The sequence below is a fragment of the Dietzia sp. SLG310A2-38A2 genome (assembly GCF_014145095.1).
GTDB lineage: Bacteria > Actinomycetota > Actinomycetes > Mycobacteriales > Mycobacteriaceae > Dietzia.
In genome coordinates this window covers 1-12,836 of the sequence record NZ_JAALDX010000146.1, presented here as the reverse complement: position 1 = coordinate 12,836, position 12,836 = coordinate 1, and the positions used below count along the sequence as shown (strand labels likewise).

Sequence of the window (12,836 nt, the reverse complement as noted above, 5' to 3'; positions counted from 1 at the left end):
CCTCGACTCCGCGGCGGCTGCGGTGCTGCGTGGCCGCGCCGGACTGGTGGTGGCGCACCGGCTGAGCCAGGCCGCGACCGCCGACCGCATCCTGGTGATGGATCACGGCCGGATCGTGGAATCCGGGACGCATGACGAGCTATTGCGCTCTGACGGCCGGTACGCCGAGCTCAGTCGGGCGTGGTTCGGGGGAGTGTGACGGCTGGGGTTGTGGGGCGCTGCCGCCGAGCGGGTCGACGTGGCCGGGGCGGTGCCACGGGGCGGCATTGAACGACGATCGGTGACGACGACGATGCCCCGCCGCCACGCATCGGAAGCAGGCTCGATGGGGTGCACGGAGAGCCGTCTCGAGGTGTGCGCGCCGGATGGTACAGACCCGCAGCGCAACCTCTCCACGCCCGGGCAGAACGGCCGCGTAGGCCGAAGTGCACGCACAAGTCGACGGATCACGGGCGGATCTCACGGCGGCCCGCCTCCCCGGGGCCTTGCGGATCGCCTCTGGGAGCGCGGGGTCAACCGTCCGGATCGTTGACCGCGGCCCTACCGCCTCGTAGGTTCAGGGGCCTAGCCCCAGGAGTCATCGTGACCGACAAGCGAACAGAGCGTCCTCGTCGTCGAGGTAATGGATGGCTGACCGCCGCGGCGGTGATCGCCGCCGTGGTGTTGTTCCTGCCCGTGCTGCTTCTGCCGCTCACCACGTCGGTGCCCATATGGGCGTGGCTTCCCCTGCTCCTGCTCGGCCTGTTCGCACTACTCTGGCTCATCCTCCGACGCCGCCGGCGCGCGGTGAGGCCGATGGCAGTGGGTGTCATGGCGCTCGCCGCGATCGTGGCGGTTCTGGCGTCGCAGACCCTGGCGATCACGCCGCCCATCACCGGGCCGGACGGCGAGCCCGTCGCCGGAAGCGTTGCCGAGATGGAGGCGGTGGAGCTCAACGGCAGCGAACAGTGGATCACCATTCGCGGCCACGACGCGTCGAATCCGGTCCTGCTCAACCTCGGGATGGGTGGCCCCGGTGGAGGCGGATTCTTCAACTCCACGGAGTTCAGGCCTCTGGAGGAGCACTTCACGGTGGTCAACTGGGACGAGCCCGGGACAGGGAAGTCCTACGGCGCCGTGCCGTTCGACGAGCTCGACCGGGAGCGGTTCGTGGCCGACGCCACCGCGCTCACCAACCACCTCCGCGAACGGTTCGGGCAGGACAAGATCTACATCTATGGAGTCTCGTGGTCGAGCATCTTAGGCATCTGGTTGGCCCAGGAACACCCCGAACTCTTCCACGCGTTCATCAGCAGCGGTCAGATGGTCAACACCACCGAGAACGACCGGATGGGGTACGAACTGGCGCTGGAGCACCTCGAGGAGCAGGGGGATACCGGGCGAGCGGAGAAGCTGCGGAGTAACGGGCCGCCGCCGTACTACGGCGACGCTGTGGTGTGGCCGTACGTGGACTTTCTCGACGTGCTCAACGAGATGATGGGGGTTCCCCGCTACACGTTGGTCGTGCCGCTTCTCGGGTTACTCGTGCCCGAGTACGGCTACGTCGACACGATCAACCACACCCGCGGTCTGATCAACTCTTTCAACGCCGTCTATCCGCAGTTGGAGGACCTGGACTTCGTCGAGCAGGCCCCGGCGCTCGAGGTGCCGGTGTTCTTCTTCGTCGGCCGCAATGACGTCAACGCGATGCCCTCTCTGGTCGAGGAGTACTACGACGAGCTCTCGGCGCCGGAGAAGCGACTGATCTGGCTGGAAGGCGGGCACGGCCTCGGCAGCGCGGACAACAAGGACCTCTTCGTCGACGTCATGCTCGACGAGGTCCGGCCCCTGTCGCAGTAGGCCACAGGGTCGGGCTGCGAACGCGCCGCCATCCCGCCTGGTCGTCACGTGCACACATCGAGGCGTCGCGGGAGCCGTGCGGGTCTACGCTGGAGAGATGAAGCCACGAGCAGCCGGCACCCTGGTAGCCCTGGGCCTGATCTACGGGGCCGGGGCCGGTACCGCGCTGGGCGTTGCCATCGCCGGCGGTCCGGGGCTGGCACTCGGGGCGGCGATGGGCGCGGGACTCGGCGTGGTCGCCGGATCCGTCCTCGAATTGTGGCTCTCCTCGAACACACCGTCTGACTAGCCTGCCCGCCGCCGGGGGTCGTGCGTCACGCGAGCGTGCGCTCCGGGGGAGTGGGTGAACGCTGTGCCGTCGAGCGCACCAGTCGCCAGAGCACCACGGCGGTGGCGAGGGCGAGGGCCCCTATCGGAACGACAACTGGCCACTCAGGGACCTCGCCCCGGGCCTGTGCCACGACGGGCGTGAGGAGAATCGGCAGGCTGGTCAGGATCAACCAGACCAGGGACCCCGGGGCGGCGGCATAGCCGAGTCGGTGACCTCGCAGCAGGAGTACACCCACCACACAGACGGCGGGAAGGAAGAACGCGAGGTCCAACACGTGGACCGGATTGGTGGGGACGTTCCAGTCAGCCGCACTGGTCGAACCTCTGCCGCCCAGCAGATCAGGGACGATCTCGCTCAGCCACAGCAGCGCGAACAGCATCGAGACGATGATCAGGAACCACCCCGACACCCGCGCCACGGTGCTAGCGGGGGGAGTGTCCACACCCCAGGAGTCCAGGGCGGCCATGCTCCCGGCGAGTGCGAAGACGGCCAAGCCGAGCACTGCGACCCAGATCAGGAACAGCGGACCGAAGTGGATGGAGAACGCGTAGATCGCGTAGTTGTACGCGGTAAAGGCCAGGAACCCGATCAGACACAGTGCCGACGTATATGAGCCCCGCCGAGCACCGGCGGCCAGGATGAGCATCAGCGGAACGACCAGGACGAGGTTCACCAGATCCTGGGCGAGGACGGCTGTGACCATCTCGGGTGTCTCATCGCCGTAGAGGCGCTCCGGCAGCAGAAGTCCGATGATGCTGCCCACTGCCGCCAGGACCGCCGCCGCCATGGTCATTCGTGTCCACAGCGCTGGCAGGCGACTCAGGCTGCGGAACCGTGGGGTACGTCCTGGGGTAGGTCCTGAGCTCGCTGACGGGGCCGGCAGATCACTCACATCGCTGGTCACGCGATCCGCGCGGCCACCATCTGCCCCCACTGCTCGGCGCGGGCCTCCTCGCCCTCGATCAGCTGCGTCTGGGTGTCGACCAGGAAGCTCTCCGGCTCGGCGACGAGGGTGAACCCCAGGCTCGCCAGCTTCTTCGAGATCCCCTTGGATGCTCGACCGGTGAGGATCGCGGGCTTGTCCACGCGCGTATCGAACGCGGCAGCAACCCCCTCGCGCCGGGAGAGCTCGCCGAGCCAGTCCCGGATCCCCGCGCCGGCCGCATCGGGCTCCACCGTCAGCTCACTGTCTGGCTGGTCGGCGGCCTCGACCGCGCCACGCCGGGTCGATTCGCGACTCATCCCGTGGACATGGGTGGGGCCGCCCACGATCACCAGGTCGTAGACGGACGTGTCCTCGTCTAACGCGTGCGAGACGGGGACTGTCGTGGCGTCACCCACCAGAGCGACGCCGCGTGCGATCGCATTGGCAATATCGTGTGTGCAGCCGTACATCGATTCAAAGACAATCAGTGCGCGCATCGTGCGTGCCACCCCGCTCGAGTCTCGGTGAGAGCGCAGCGCAACCGACCGTGTCGGGGGTGTCACGTCTGTTTCTCACTCGTTCTTCATCATTCACCCCGTCGGCGGAGAGCACAATGGTCCCCACCCCGACCTCGTGGTCCACGCGCCGCGTCGAGGGTTCACCCTCCGAAGGGGGCGCGATGAAGGCTAAACGACCATGGTCGACGTACTCACTGACCGCGGGGATCGCGTTCTGGACTGTGATGGCGTTCGGGGGAAGCGTCGGACTGACGTCCGCGTCCGACGGATCGGCCATGGATTTCGATACAGCGTGGCTGCGCAACACGCCCTTCGAGGACTATCTCCTCCCGGGAGTGATCCTCGGGATCCTGGGCGTGGGTGGGGCCGCGCTCACCACGCTTCTGATCCGCGCCTTGCGCGCACACGGGCATCGAGGCGCCCCCTCCAGCTGGCAGTGGTACTTCGCTCTGATCGTGGCTCTCGGGCACTTCGGCTGGATGGCGGGCGAGATCGCGCTCATGTGGGACCCCGTCGCGGGTCTGACTGCAAGCCAGAAGTCGTTCTTCTACGGCTTCTGGTGGTCGTTCGGTTTCCTGAGCACGGCGAATCTGCTGCTGGTGTTCTCGCCGTCCGCCCGCCGGATCCTCGGAGGACCCACAGGGTAGGTCCTAGCCCATGCCGGCGAGGTGGAGGAGATCCTCCAGGATCGCCGGTGCCTTCTGGATGAGGGACAGGTGGCCCTCTCCGTCGACCAGGTGTGCACGTGCGCCGGCGACGTTGGCCGCCAACCATTCGGCGTGGGCGAACGGGACCATCGCGTCCAGCCTGCCCTGCCATATCGAGACAGGGACGCGGATCTCCGCGAGGTCGAAGCCCCAGGGGCGTGTGTGGGTCAGGTCGTCGTCGCGCCACCCCACGATGCCCTGACGGCCCGCCGCGTTGACAGACGCGGCCAGGTACCCGGCCAACTCCCCGGTCAGCGCGGCACGGTCCACCGGTGGGGCCAGCGCGCCGAGCCCCACGGCGACCTCATCGGCACTGACCGTGAACAGCCCCGTCTGGGTCCCCAGGAATTCCTCGAGGGCCTCCACACCAGCGAACACTGCCGTGTACTCCTCGATGTTCTCCTCGGCCATGCCGTCCCGGATGTCGCCGTCGTACTGGTCTGCCGGCGCGATGCCCACGCAGCAGGCGGCCGCCAGACACCGCCCGGGCAGGAGCGCCGCGCAGGCGAGCGCCCGCGGTCCTCCTCCGGACCAGCCGATAGTGAGGAACTCGTCGATGCCGAGGTGGTCGAGCACTTCCCGAGTGTCCGCAGCGTCGTCGGCGACTCGTGCTGTGGTCGCCCCGTTCGCTCGCGGCGACGATGAGCCGTAGCCGGGGCGGGAGTAGGAGATGACCCGGAGTCCTAGCTCTGCCGCCGCGCGCTCCAACGTGGGGAACGGTACCGCGCCCTGCGGGGTGCCGTGGTGATAGACCAGCGGGAACCCCTCGTCCGGCCCGGTGTCACGCACGTCGAGATCGCGGCCGTCGATGGTTCGAACGATGTCGTTCACATGTCCTCATCCCCATGGCGCGGTGTCGAGTGACGCCTCGCCGTCTCGCACGCTACAGAAGAAGAGCATGACCCACCGCCGGACACCGATCATCACCACGGGGTCGTTTCGCCCTTCTCTCCCATCTCGACCGCCGGGGCTCTTGGCAGTCTCGCCAATAGTCACCCCAAGTGAAGTCAGTTCATTTACGGTGGTGTGAACTGGCCCACACAACGATCGGTAGGGATCGCATGACCGACACGGCGATGAACGACACGACGACCGGCAACGCAGCGCAGGGCAACCGGGAGGTTCGCCTGGTCAGGCATCCCGACGGTGCCCTGGCGGTGGACGACCTCGAGGTGGTGCCCACCGAGATGCCCACCATGGCCCCGGGGCACGTCCTCATCCGCAACACGCTGCTCTCCGTGGACGCGGCCACCCGGCTGCGGCTCGATCCCGTCTCGCCTCCCGGGTACCTGCCGGCCCTCAAGCCGGGGGAGGCGCTCGCCGGGATGGTGGTCGGCGAGGTGGTCGAGTCGGACGCGGAGGGCTACGCACCCGGGGATCTGGTGCACCACGACCTCGGATACCGCGAGTACGCCTTGGTCGATCCGGAGAACCAGGCCCTCGGCGTGGCCGGCGCGCTGTCCAAGCTGGACCGCGAGCTGGGCCCGCCGGAGCTCCAGGTGGGGCTGCTCGGGATGACGGGCCTCACCGCGTGGGCGGGGATGTTCGTGGTGGCGTCCCTCAAGCCGGACGACGTCGTGTGGATCTCCGCTGCCGCCGGCGCGGTGGGCAGCGTCGCGGCGCAGCTCGCCAAGGCACACGGGTGCCGAGTGATCGGCAGCGCTGGCAGCGCGGAGAAGGTCACCTACCTCAAGGACGTGCTCGGGCTCGACGCCGCGTTCAACTGGCGCGACGGACTGGACGAACCGCTCAGTGAGTTCGCGCCCGACGGCATCGACGTCTACTTCGACAGCGTCGGCGGCGACCACCTCAAGGCCGCGCTCACTCACCTGCGTCCGCTTGGCCGGGTCGCCCTCTGTGGCGCGATCGCCGGCTATGACGGCCAGCCGCCGGCCGCTCCCGACAACCTCTTCAACGCCACCACCAAGGACATCAATCTGCGCGGCTTCCTCGCCGGCACGTTCGCGGACCGGCTGCCCGAGGCAAGGAAGCACCTCGCGGAGCTGTGGCGGTCGGGCGACCTGAACCTCGACCTCGCACGATACGAGGGCCTGGAGTCCGCGCCGCAGGCGATCGTGGACATGCTCTCCGGGCGGACCACGGGCAAGTGCGTGGTGGCGCTGGGCTAAGAACCGTTCTGACGACGACGACGAGGTCGGCTGCCAGTGGGTGGTGCCATAGACGCGGGCAGAGAGGACACGTAGGCCCGTCAGGGCGCGTAACCGGCCCGCGGCTTGGCCCCGGTCCCGGCGACCGCCTCCGTGATCGCACGCAGTGCGGCATCCGGGTCATCGACGTGCAGCCGCAGCACGGTGACCTCACGCGGGGAGGGCGCACTCCAGGCAAACCCGGGGACGGACGCAGGCACCGGGCGGTCAAGCTCGATGCCCAAAGTGGTGCCGTCCGGACCAGCGAGCGTGAGTGCGTTACCGCCGCTTGCATCGGTCGTGATCTCCGCAGACGTGGGGGAGAGCCGCCGGTCGCGCCGCACTGTCGCGATCGCGTCGAGCGGTACCCGTGCGCAGACGTGCGTGCCGCTGCGCAGCACGAGTTCGCCGCCCTCGATCAGATGCGGTCGCACGATCCGGCCGGCCAGCCATCCGAGTACGAACAGCAGCCCGTAGATCCCGAGCAGGTCAAGCACCAGCCGCACCTCGGGCCACGGCACCAACAGGTGCACGGCGATCAATTCGATTGCCGCCGCGACCGCCATCGCCACCGGGATACCGAGCGTGCCGCGGGAGTAACCGAGTGTCGCCGCGCCGTCAGGGACGTCTGGCCGCCGCGTCACCCACCGGGCCAGCGAGGCGAGTGTTCGCGCTTCGGTGCCGATCAGTCGTAGATAGGGGTCCTCTGCGGCCAGGGCGCGTACTGCGTCGGCGAGTGTGCGAGCGTCCGCGCGGTGGACTCGGTAGCGGCGGACGTAACCGGTGACGGCGATCGCCGCGAGTGGCACCTCGACCGCCAGGAAGAGTGCGAACGCCGTCGCGGGGCCGATCACCCCTGTGGCCAGGAGAACCGCGTCGATCACGACGACGACAAGCGCAATCAATGGAACCAGTCTGCTGTTCACGGCCGTACTCCTGATGCAGCGAGCAGGCGGCGCACTACTTCGCGCTGGGCCGGGTCGGGAAGGAGCTGCTCGAGCGTCGGCCCGGGGCGGCATCGGCGGCATCGTGCTCATCACCCGGCTCGGCCGGCACTCCCGCCACCAGCGCTCGAAGGTCGTGGTCGGCCAGCAGCGCGTCGACGAGATCTGCGATTTGCGTCTCCACCTCGCTCGGCCGCCGGCCCTCGATCCGGTGGAAGCCAGCGAGTAGGTCGAGGTACCGGTTGCGGCGACCAGCGTCGGCAGCGATGGCGGTGTATGAGGCAGTGAGCTTTACGGGGAAGTCGCCGTTCAGCGCAAGCAGGTCGAGCAGGTCCTGTTCGCGGTCCAGGAGCGCGGTGAGGTCGGGGTCGTCGGGGACCGCGTCCCGACAGAGGTCGAGCGCACGCGATACCTGCTCGGGCAGCAGTCCCAGGGGTAGGCCGTCGGAGGCGCGCTGGGTTATCAGGTCGAGGCGTTCGCGCTGGCGGGTGAGAGCGGTGATGCGGGTGTCGATTCCTGAGCGGACGGCGGCCAGATCGTCGGCCATGCTGCCGGGCGCGGTCTCCAGCAGCGCGCTGATCTCGCGCAGGGGCACTCCCGAGTCGGAGAGGAACGCGATCCGGGAGATCCGCACGAGGGCGGTCACGTCGTACTCGCGATATCCGCCGGTGGTTCGCGGGGGCTCGGCGAGCACGCCCAAGCGGTGGTAGTGCCGGATGCTGCGTGCGCTGACTCCGGTCAGCCGGGCGATCTCACCGATTCTCATGACCTGATCATCAACCTTGACACTGTGGCAAGGTCAAGCGCGCTAGAAGTGAGTCGACGATTCCCGCCGGCCGGAACTATCGCAGATCCGCAGGCGGTGGTGGACATGCTCCACGGGCGATGGCGCTCGATTTGCCTTCTCCGGTGAGCGGCACGTAGTTTCACAGACGCAAACGACGCGGGGTGGAGCAGCTCGGTAGCTCGCTGGGCTCATAATCCAGAGGTCGCAGGTTCGAATCCTGTCCCCGCTACTACTGCATACAGGCTCGGTTCCTTCAGGGGAACCGAGCCTTGCTTCATTTCGGGTTGGCGCTCCGATGCCAGCGCGCCCATCCTGCGTAGGTGACGATGACGGCCGCTGGTGCCGGCCTGCTCGTCGCTGAATGAGCGCGTGAGAGACGTGCCCCTAGCTGAGTTCGTCCGCCACTCGGACGGCAGGGATCCAGTCGATACCGAACACCCGGGCCACCTCCGAGAAGGTGGAGGAGTCCGCATCGGTGCTGGTCGCCGAGGCGATGAGACGGGACAGCATCACCGTCCCCGCTCGCTCCTCGATCGTGCCGGCCGCCGCCAGGAGCGACCAGGCGCACACCTGATGATTCCGGTGCGCGCGGCCCATCGTCTGTTCGGCCAGGAGCCCCGAGTAGCGGGCCTGGTGGAAGAAGCCTCTGCGCGGGGTGTCGGTCGCGAACGTGCCGTCGGCGAACTGCTCGCGCGCCTGCAGGTTGATCGCGGTGGGCGTGTTGAACACCACCACCGGCGCCTCGCCCCGCTGGAACCGCATCCGCTCGGACTCGGCCTGCGGGTTCGAGCCGTAGATCCGCGCGACCGGGATCCCGTCGGCCTCGAGCAGCTCGGCCACCGGGTGCGCGGCCGTGGACACCATCTCGGTGGCGATCAACACCTGATAACCCCGCTCGAGTTCGGCCTTCGCCGCCTCGACCGTGTGCTCGACCCGGATCATCGACGCCTTCTGGCGCAGCCGCACCAGCGCGGCCAGCCCGCGAGCGACGTTGTTGCCCGTCCTGGCCAAGTGCATCTCCCGCTGGAAGTCTCCCCACTCCAGCTCGTAGGCCCGCCACTGGTCCGGGGTCAGCTCCACTAAGTCCACATCAAACGGAGGAGGACCCCACGGCGCCGACCGGGTGAGCATCAGCGGCGGATCGTGCCGCAGCAGGATGTCGCGAACGTCGCTGATGGCGGCTTGCTGCGTCGGCAGCGACTCCTTGGCCTCCGCGGTCCACGTCCACTTTCCGTAGGAGGTCTCCAGGGGCACGCCCCGCTCGGCCAGGGCCCGCCCGAAGTCCGCCCACCGCTTAGGCGGGTCGCCGTGCACCTGCGCGTACAGCGACGACAGGTAGCCCCATTCGCCCGGGTGATGGCCCGGGGTGGCGGTGATCGTCAGTACGAACGGGGCCTTCTCGTGAGGGCCGTCCATTCGGGTCAGTCTCCGCATGTAGCTGGTGCGTTTGCTGGCGTGCCGGAACTGGTGGGTTTCGTCGATCACCGCCACGTCGACCCTGAGCCGAGGGCGCCCGTTCCGGGCCATGAGTTTGCCCAGGCTGTCGGAGGACATGATGATCCAACGCAGGTCGTCGTCGCACCGGTCGTCATTACTCAGCGCGGCGATTGTACGACGCCATGACGGGATGGTGATGCGCGCTGGCCGGTCCACTGTCACCAGGATGGTGCGTGCGCCGCGCATGTTCGCGATCGCCTTCGCCGCGGCCACCGCCACCAGGGTCTTGCCGGTGCCCACATCGTTGGCCAGGTGAACTTGTCGGAACTGGCGCTGGGCGGACGCGACGATCGCGTCCACGTCCGCCCGTTGCTCCGGGCGCAGCGTCATCGGTGCAGCGGTCGCACTCGGGCCCTCGCTGCCGTTGAGCTCGTCCTCCAGCCACCGCAGGTAGGAGTAAGGCTTGCTGGCGTAGGGCTCCAGTGGGCTCGGAAGGGCGGTACCGACGTAGGCGTGCGCGGTGAGCGCCTTGTAGTAGGTCACCCCGGCTGGCGTCCCGCCGCCCAGTCCTCCCCACGGGAGCTCCAGCAGCCACACCCGCTGGCCGGGAGGGATAGACGGAACAGCCTGTGCCGCGTTGGGCTTCTTGGCCGACGTCGCCCGCCTGGAGCTCGACTTGCGCTTCTTTGTCGTTGAGCGTGAGTACCGGGCCGCCATCAGCCGTCTCCGCGGTTGCGGGCGGCGACGACGGCGGGTGAGTCCACGGTGTTCTCCTGGGTGGTCGTGGCGGGGTCGGGCTCACTGTAGGGGCCGGGTACGTCACCGCCGACGACCGCGGTTCCGGGGCGCCGAGGCGGCGGAGTGAGCGCCCGGTGCCGACGAGACTACGAGGAGGGGCGAGGGACGGGTTCGACGACGACAACGACCCGCTCCGGCCAGAGTGCTCGCACTCATGTCTTGCTTCACGCTGAAGCGGTCGGGAAGTTTGTTCTCGCGACCGCTACTCCCAGCTCGCTGCTGTCCTCGTGTAGGCCGTCATTGCAGGCTCGGTAAGGCCCGACCATAGGCTTGAGAAATGACTGATCTCGAGCAACTGGATGTGGCTGATCTACTCCGCCTGTGGGCCGGAAGCACGACGGAACTCAAGAGGCGAGGAGTCATCCAGACCCGGAATATGGTGGGAGAAATCGCTGAGGCGGTTGCCCACGCCTACTTGGGCGGCGTGCGCGGATCGTTCAGTCAGGCCGGCTGGGACATTCGGACCGACGTCGGCGAGCGGGTCCAGGTGAAGGGCATCTGGAGAACAACCGACCGGACGAGGAGAAACACCAGCGTCATTCGAGATCAGAATTACGACACGGTCCTGATCGTCGAATTCGATCACTTCTTCGAGCACGCCAGGGGTTACGTGGTCAGCCGCGAGGTGGTTGAGGAATTGTTCTCGGTGACCGCCCACGTGAACGGCCGGATAATCAAGCTGACTGCCCGCTTCCTCAACGACGACCGCGTGAAGAAAATCGACCTCACCGCGTGTCTTGAGAGCCTTTAGGTCCTTTCGGCATCCTCGCTGCGGACCTCGACAGCTGCGGGTCAGGTCCGCCCGGACAAGCCCGCCACCCCGCCCCCGGCGCAGCCTCGGCCCGCCCTGTAGACCGACGTGGAACAATGGCCCCCGGTACTGCAACCACCCAGCGCGGTGCCGACCCAGACACGATCCACGAACTTCCCCAAGGAGCACAGATGGCGCTTATCGAGCAGGTCGGAGCCCGGGAGATCCTCGATTCGCGAGGCAACCCCACCGTTGAGGTAGAGGTGCTTCTGGACGACGGCTCGTTCGGGCGGGCCGCGGTGCCCTCGGGTGCCTCGACAGGCGCCCACGAGGCCGTGGAACTGCGCGACTCCGACGACCGCTACCTGGGCAAGGGCGTGACCAAGGCAGTCGAGGCCGTGCTGGACGTGCTCGCGCCGGCCGTGATCGGCATCCCCGCCGAGGAGCAGCGCCTGGTCGACGAGGCCCTCCTCGACGCCGACGGCACGGACAACAAGTCCCACGTCGGCGCCAACGCCATCCTGGGCGTCTCGCTCGCCGTGGCCCGCGCCGCCTCCGAGGCCGCCGGCCTGGAGCTGTACCGCTTCATCGGTGGCGCCAACGCGCACGTCCTGCCCGTGCCCATGATGAACATCCTCAACGGCGGCGCCCACGCGGACTCGGGCGTGGACGTGCAGGAGTTCATGATCGCCCCCATCGGCGCGCCCACCTTCCGCGAGGCCCTGCGCATGGGCGCCGAGGTGTACCACCACCTCAAGGCCGTGCTCAAGGACAAGGGCCTGTCGACCGGCCTGGGCGACGAGGGCGGCTTCGCCCCGTCGGTGGACTCCACCAAGGCCGCGCTCGACGTGATCGTCGAGGCCATCGAGAAGGCCGGCTACACCCTCGGCACCGATGTGGCGCTCGCGCTGGACGTCGCGGCCACCGAGTTCTACAAGGACGGCAAGTACCACTTCGAGGGCAAGCAGCTCTCTGCCGCCGAGATGGCCGACGTCTACGCCGACCTGGTGGCCAACTACTCCCTGGTCTCCATCGAGGACCCGCTCGACGAGGACGACTGGGAGGGCTGGACCACCCTCACCGAGATGATCGGCGACAAGGTCCAGATCGTGGGCGACGACCTCTTTGTCACCAACCCCCAGCGCCTTGCGGACGGCATCGCCAAGGGCGCGGCCAACGCACTGCTGGTCAAGGTCAATCAGATCGGCACCCTCACCGAGACGCTGGACGCCGTCGAGCTGGCGCACCGCAACCGCTACGCCTCGATGATGTCGCACCGCTCTGGCGAGACCGAGGACACGACCATCGCCGACCTCGCGGTGGCCTGCAACTGTGGCCAGATCAAGACCGGCGCCCCGGCCCGTTCGGAGCGTGTGGCCAAGTACAACCAGCTGCTGCGCATCGAGGAGATGCTCGGGGACGCCGCCCGGTACGCCGGCGCCGGCGCCTTCCCGCGCTTCAAGGCCTGAGCCAGGCCATCGGGTCGCGCTGCCCAAGAAAGCACGGCCCCAGTAGGTAGGTAGTCGAGAGGAGGGCTCATGGCTCGCCCACCGCGCCCTTCTGATCGCCGGGGCGACGGCCGCGATCGGTCGTCGTCCCGGCGTCCCGGCGAGGCGTCGGGGCCCATCCGCCGGGCCCCACAGCGGGGTCGC

At 68.2% G+C, this 12,836-nt stretch carries 12 protein-coding genes, 1 tRNA gene and 1 pseudogene; 8 read left to right on the top strand and 6 right to left on the bottom strand.

All coding sequences use genetic code 11. The annotated features are described in order from the left end of the window. The 3 genes and pseudogenes from G6027_RS05605 to G6027_RS05595 all read left to right on the top strand — a co-directional run. Window positions 1-199, top strand: a pseudogene (locus G6027_RS05605) (ABC transporter ATP-binding protein); the annotation flags it as partial. Window positions 200-582: 383 nt separating this feature from the next. Further along, a complete protein-coding gene (locus G6027_RS05600) occupies window positions 583-1,839 on the top strand; it encodes an alpha/beta hydrolase (protein ID WP_206682472.1) in 1,257 nt (418 codons plus the stop codon). A gap of 97 nt (window positions 1,840-1,936) precedes the next feature. Further along, entirely contained in the window at window positions 1,937-2,128 is a 192-nt protein-coding gene (locus tag G6027_RS05595; protein WP_182636159.1) for a hypothetical protein, read from the top strand. A 25-nt stretch (window positions 2,129-2,153) separates the two neighbouring features. On the opposite strand, the gene G6027_RS05590 is transcribed toward G6027_RS05595, so the two are convergent. Further along, window positions 2,154-2,963 (bottom strand): hypothetical protein, encoded by an 810-nt coding sequence (locus tag G6027_RS05590; protein ID WP_182636157.1) that lies wholly within the window; start codon window positions 2,961-2,963, stop codon window positions 2,154-2,156. A 107-nt stretch (window positions 2,964-3,070) separates the two neighbouring features. Then, window positions 3,071-3,592, bottom strand: a complete 522-nt coding sequence (locus tag G6027_RS05585) for a flavodoxin domain-containing protein (protein WP_182636167.1) — start codon at window positions 3,590-3,592, stop codon at window positions 3,071-3,073. A 182-nt stretch (window positions 3,593-3,774) separates the two neighbouring features. Here G6027_RS05585 and G6027_RS05580 point away from each other — a divergent pair, with 182 nt between their 5' ends. Then, window positions 3,775-4,260: a hypothetical protein gene (locus tag G6027_RS05580; protein ID WP_182636156.1), complete on the top strand. Its 486-nt coding sequence runs from the start codon at window positions 3,775-3,777 to the stop codon at window positions 4,258-4,260. 3 nt (window positions 4,261-4,263) lie between these two features. On the opposite strand, the gene G6027_RS05575 is transcribed toward G6027_RS05580, so the two are convergent. After that, window positions 4,264-5,151: an alpha/beta fold hydrolase gene (locus G6027_RS05575; RefSeq protein ID WP_206682471.1), complete on the bottom strand. Its 888-nt coding sequence runs from the start codon at window positions 5,149-5,151 to the stop codon at window positions 4,264-4,266. Window positions 5,152-5,381: 230 nt separating this feature from the next. On the opposite strand from G6027_RS05575, the gene G6027_RS05570 reads away from it, so the two are divergent. Further along, on the top strand, window positions 5,382-6,449 hold the full coding sequence (locus G6027_RS05570; protein ID WP_206682470.1) for an NADP-dependent oxidoreductase: 1,068 nt from the start codon (window positions 5,382-5,384) through the stop codon (window positions 6,447-6,449). An 80-nt stretch (window positions 6,450-6,529) separates the two neighbouring features. Here the strand turns inward: G6027_RS05570 and G6027_RS05565 are convergent, their stop codons facing one another. Both G6027_RS05565 and G6027_RS05560 read right to left on the bottom strand, forming a co-directional pair. Beyond that, entirely contained in the window at window positions 6,530-7,393 is an 864-nt protein-coding gene (locus tag G6027_RS05565; protein ID WP_182636154.1) for a hypothetical protein, read from the bottom strand. A gap of 34 nt (window positions 7,394-7,427) precedes the next feature. Then, window positions 7,428-8,177, bottom strand: coding sequence for a MerR family transcriptional regulator (locus G6027_RS05560; protein ID WP_182636152.1), 750 nt, complete (start codon window positions 8,175-8,177; stop codon window positions 7,428-7,430). A 176-nt stretch (window positions 8,178-8,353) separates the two neighbouring features. Here G6027_RS05560 and G6027_RS05555 point away from each other — a divergent pair. Beyond that, window positions 8,354-8,427 (top strand) — tRNA-Met (locus tag G6027_RS05555). 155 nt (window positions 8,428-8,582) lie between these two features. Here G6027_RS05555 and G6027_RS05550 read toward each other — a convergent pair. Continuing rightward, the gene (locus tag G6027_RS05550) at window positions 8,583-10,352 is read right to left on the bottom strand and encodes a DEAD/DEAH box helicase family protein (RefSeq protein ID WP_182636150.1); all 1,770 of its coding nucleotides are present in this window, start codon (window positions 10,350-10,352) and stop codon (window positions 8,583-8,585) included. Window positions 10,353-10,710: 358 nt separating this feature from the next. Here G6027_RS05550 and G6027_RS05545 point away from each other — a divergent pair, with 358 nt between their 5' ends. Both G6027_RS05545 and eno read left to right on the top strand, forming a co-directional pair. Then, window positions 10,711-11,184 carry a hypothetical protein gene (locus G6027_RS05545; RefSeq protein WP_182636149.1) on the top strand — a complete coding sequence of 158 codons (474 nt, stop codon included), beginning with the start codon at window positions 10,711-10,713 and terminating at the stop codon, window positions 11,182-11,184. Window positions 11,185-11,375: 191 nt separating this feature from the next. After that, window positions 11,376-12,653 carry a phosphopyruvate hydratase gene (gene eno, locus G6027_RS05540; protein WP_182636146.1) on the top strand — a complete coding sequence of 426 codons (1,278 nt, stop codon included), beginning with the start codon at window positions 11,376-11,378 and terminating at the stop codon, window positions 12,651-12,653. Window positions 12,654-12,836 lie beyond the last annotated feature (183 nt).

Coding starts and splice junctions, on each gene's coding strand:
- G6027_RS05595 (WP_182636159.1), top strand. CDS start 1,937: ATGAAGCCACGAGCAGCCGGCACCCTGGTAGCCCTGGGCCTGATCTAC.
- G6027_RS05560 (WP_182636152.1), bottom strand. CDS start 8,177: ATGAGAATCGGTGAGATCGCCCGGCTGACCGGAGTCAGCGCACGCAGC.
- G6027_RS05580 (WP_182636156.1), top strand. CDS start 3,775: ATGAAGGCTAAACGACCATGGTCGACGTACTCACTGACCGCGGGGATC.
- G6027_RS05590 (WP_182636157.1), bottom strand. CDS start 2,963: ATGACCATGGCGGCGGCGGTCCTGGCGGCAGTGGGCAGCATCATCGGA.
- G6027_RS05545 (WP_182636149.1), top strand. CDS start 10,711: ATGACTGATCTCGAGCAACTGGATGTGGCTGATCTACTCCGCCTGTGG.
- G6027_RS05585 (WP_182636167.1), bottom strand. CDS start 3,592: ATGCGCGCACTGATTGTCTTTGAATCGATGTACGGCTGCACACACGAT.
- G6027_RS05570 (WP_206682470.1), top strand. CDS start 5,382: ATGACCGACACGGCGATGAACGACACGACGACCGGCAACGCAGCGCAG.
- G6027_RS05550 (WP_182636150.1), bottom strand. CDS start 10,352: ATGGCGGCCCGGTACTCACGCTCAACGACAAAGAAGCGCAAGTCGAGC.
- eno (WP_182636146.1), top strand. CDS start 11,376: ATGGCGCTTATCGAGCAGGTCGGAGCCCGGGAGATCCTCGATTCGCGA.